Below are 2,509 nucleotides of genomic sequence, written 5' to 3'. Positions count from 1 at the left end.
GGCCACTTCCGCTTGAAACACGACGTCATCGTCTCCGGCGGCCTCGGCTGCAGCATCGTGCCGTTCCGCCTCGGCGTTCCCCCGGAAATCGTGCTGGTGACGCTGGGCGGGGCGGGTCCGGCGGTGGCGTAGTTCGCCCTGAGTTTAGTCGTGCTTGTGTTATAAGCACGGGGTACGTCAGATGATGCCATAGCTGACCTATAGCGGTTTCATGAAATGAGAGTCACGATCACCATCGACGACGAGTTGTTTGCGCAAGCGCAGGAATTCGTGGGCGCCAATGGCAAGTCTGCTGTCATAACGGCTGCATTGCGGGCTTTCGTTGAGCGCGAGGCTGGCCGTCGGCTCGCCAGTATGGGAGGGACACAACCCAACGCCAAGGCCCCGCCCCGGCGGCGCTTTTGAATCGTGGTTTTCACTCAATGCATGTTTTGATAAGTCGCCCGCTGTAGAAAAATTCATAGCTGGCCCGATTTCGCGCCGCCGAACTCCCGGAGCAATGTCCATGTCCCATCTCGACGGCGAGATTCGCGACGGCCGTCACCATATGCGGGTCCGCGTCTATTACGAGGACACCGACTTCTCCGGCATCGTCTATCACGCCAATTACCTGCGCTTCATGGAGCGCGGACGCACCAATCATCTGCGGCTGATGGGAGCGGAACAGCATCATCTGTTCGAACAGGCCGAGCTGGAAACGCCGGGTTTTGCCTTTGTCGTGCGCTCGATGCAGATCGACTTTCTCAAGCCCGCGCGGATGGATGATTTGCTCGACGTCGTGACATGGCCGGTCGCCGTGAAGGGCGCGTCGATCACGCTGGCGCAGGAGGTGCGGCGCGGCGGGGAGGTGCTGGTCAAGGCGCAGGTGCGCGTCGCCTTCATCAGCGAGGGGCGGGCACTGCCGATCCCGAAATCGCTGCGGCTAGTGATGAAGGCCGATCTGGCTTAGCTATCAGCCGATAGGCGAACGGCCATCGACTCCTTGAAATGGCGCGATAGAGTTGCGGCCGCAGCAACAGCCGAGGTCACCGATGTCGCGTCCGCCGCTACCACCCTTCACCCGGGAAACCGCCGCCCAAAAAGCCCGTATGGCGGAAGACGCGTGGAATTCGCGCGACCCTGGGCGGGTGGCGCTGGCCTATACCGAAGACAGCCGCTGGCGCAACCGCTCGGAGGTTTTCCAGGGCCGTGCCGCCATCGCAGCCTTTCTCACCCGCAAATGGGCGAAGGAGAAGGACTATCGCCTGATCAAGGATCTCTGGGCATTCGATCAAAACCGCATCGCGGTGCGGTTTCAATATGAGTGGCACGACGATGCCGGGCAGTGGTACCGCTCCTACGGCAACGAGCAGTGGGAGTTCGACGCCCACGGCCTGATGCGCCGGCGCGAAGCCAGCATCAACGACATCGCCATTGCCGAGAAAGACCGCCGCTTTCGCTGGGCCGCGCCTGGCCCGCGGCCGGCGGACGTTCCGGGATTGGGTGACGATCCGTTCTGATGAAATCGTGTGGGAGTTTGCGTTCCCCGGATGCGGCGCAGCGCGATAGCGGTGCGCTGCTGATCCGGGGGCCATCCTGTGTGGCGATGTGGGTCCCGGCTCTGCGGTGCACCGCCAACGGGCGCTGCACCTCGTCCGGGACGCGAGTTCCCCTCACGCCGCCGCCTTGTGGCGCGCGAGTTCGGCTTTGAACAATTCGAATTCCTCGGCGATGGCCCTGGCGATGCTGGACCGTTTGTCGCTACGCCTGCGCGCTGATACGATCCGTCATGCGCGCCAAACTCGTTCCCGAACTTGTCTGTTCGAATTTCGCGAAAAGCCGGCGCTTCTATACGGAGCTGCTTGGATTTCGCGTGCTGTATTCCCGTCCCGAGGAGCGCTTTGCTTATTTGGAACGTGATGGGGCTGAACTGATGCTGGAGCAGTCCGTCGGCAAGGATCGGCTCTGGCCGCGTGCCGAACTAGCATATCCATTCGGCCGTGGAATCAATTTTCAAATCCAGGTCGCCGATGCGGAACATTTGCACGCGGCCATCCTGGCCGCGGGTGTCGCGGTCTATCTGCCTCTCGAAGAGAGATGGTACCGGCGGGAACACGATGAAATCGGCGTCAAGCAATTCGCGATTCAGGACCCCGACGGCTATCTCCTGAGATTTTCAGAGGTCATCGGCGAGCGTTAGCAAGCTTCGCTTCCGGCTCTGCCACGAGCCAGCGAAGAGAACTCGCGAGCCGCTAATACCCTCGTCCGCGATCGACGACGTTTTCCAGCGCACCACCGGCCTCGAAGCGCGCGATCTGGCGCGCGACATATTTCGATATTTCGTCGGGATCGGTGTCGGCGGCGTTGTGCGGTGTCAGCACCACCCTGGGATGGCTCCAGAACGGACTGTTGGATGGCAGCGGCTCGGTGGCGTAGACATCGAGCGATGCGGCGCCGAGCGCGCCGTCGTCGAGGCATTGCAGGATGTCGGCTTCGTTCTGCAGGCCGCCGCGGCCGGCGTTGATCAGGA

The 2,509-nt window shown here is 62.1% G+C and carries 5 protein-coding genes and 2 pseudogenes; 4 read left to right on the top strand and 3 right to left on the bottom strand.

All coding sequences use genetic code 11. The annotated features are described in order from the left end of the window. Positions 1-132: pseudogene (locus WCE35_RS16835) on the top strand (metallophosphoesterase); the annotation flags it as partial. A gap of 66 nt (positions 133-198) precedes the next feature. Here WCE35_RS16835 and WCE35_RS16830 read toward each other — a convergent pair. Continuing rightward, complete coding sequence (locus tag WCE35_RS16830) at positions 199-507, bottom strand: hypothetical protein (protein WP_424594461.1); 309 nt, start codon at positions 505-507, stop codon at positions 199-201. On the opposite strand from WCE35_RS16830, the gene ybgC reads away from it, so the two are divergent. Then, on the top strand, positions 500-949 hold the full coding sequence (gene ybgC, locus WCE35_RS16825) for a tol-pal system-associated acyl-CoA thioesterase (protein WP_424594460.1): 450 nt from the start codon (positions 500-502) through the stop codon (positions 947-949). The two genes, WCE35_RS16830 and ybgC, sit on opposite strands and share 8 nt — an antisense overlap. A gap of 82 nt (positions 950-1,031) precedes the next feature. After that, a complete protein-coding gene (locus tag WCE35_RS16820) occupies positions 1,032-1,499 on the top strand; it encodes a DUF1348 family protein (protein WP_424594459.1) in 468 nt (155 codons plus the stop codon). Between the two features lie 153 nt (positions 1,500-1,652). Here the strand turns inward: WCE35_RS16820 and WCE35_RS16815 are convergent. Continuing rightward, positions 1,653-1,733, bottom strand: a pseudogene (locus tag WCE35_RS16815) (glutathione S-transferase); the annotation flags it as partial. A gap of 35 nt (positions 1,734-1,768) precedes the next feature. Between WCE35_RS16815 and WCE35_RS16810 the strand changes: the two are divergent. Continuing rightward, a complete protein-coding gene (locus WCE35_RS16810) occupies positions 1,769-2,179 on the top strand; it encodes a bleomycin resistance protein (RefSeq protein ID WP_424594458.1) in 411 nt (136 codons plus the stop codon). Between the two features lie 52 nt (positions 2,180-2,231). Here WCE35_RS16810 and WCE35_RS16805 read toward each other — a convergent pair. After that, positions 2,232-2,509: NAD(P)-dependent oxidoreductase (locus WCE35_RS16805; protein WP_424594457.1), on the bottom strand; the 278-nt coding region annotated here is incomplete at its 5' end.

It is taken from the genome of Bradyrhizobium sp. (assembly GCF_049691595.1).
In the GTDB taxonomy this organism is placed as follows: Bacteria; Pseudomonadota; Alphaproteobacteria; order Rhizobiales; family Xanthobacteraceae; genus Bradyrhizobium.
The sequence above is the reverse complement of the archived record's forward strand: the minus strand, read 5'-3'. Positions and strand labels throughout refer to the sequence as shown.

Coding starts and splice junctions, on each gene's coding strand:
- ybgC (WP_424594460.1), top strand. CDS start 500: ATGTCCATGTCCCATCTCGACGGCGAGATTCGCGACGGCCGTCACCAT.
- WCE35_RS16830 (WP_424594461.1), bottom strand. CDS start 507: ATGGACATTGCTCCGGGAGTTCGGCGGCGCGAAATCGGGCCAGCTATG.
- WCE35_RS16820 (WP_424594459.1), top strand. CDS start 1,032: ATGTCGCGTCCGCCGCTACCACCCTTCACCCGGGAAACCGCCGCCCAA.
- WCE35_RS16810 (WP_424594458.1), top strand. CDS start 1,769: ATGCGCGCCAAACTCGTTCCCGAACTTGTCTGTTCGAATTTCGCGAAA.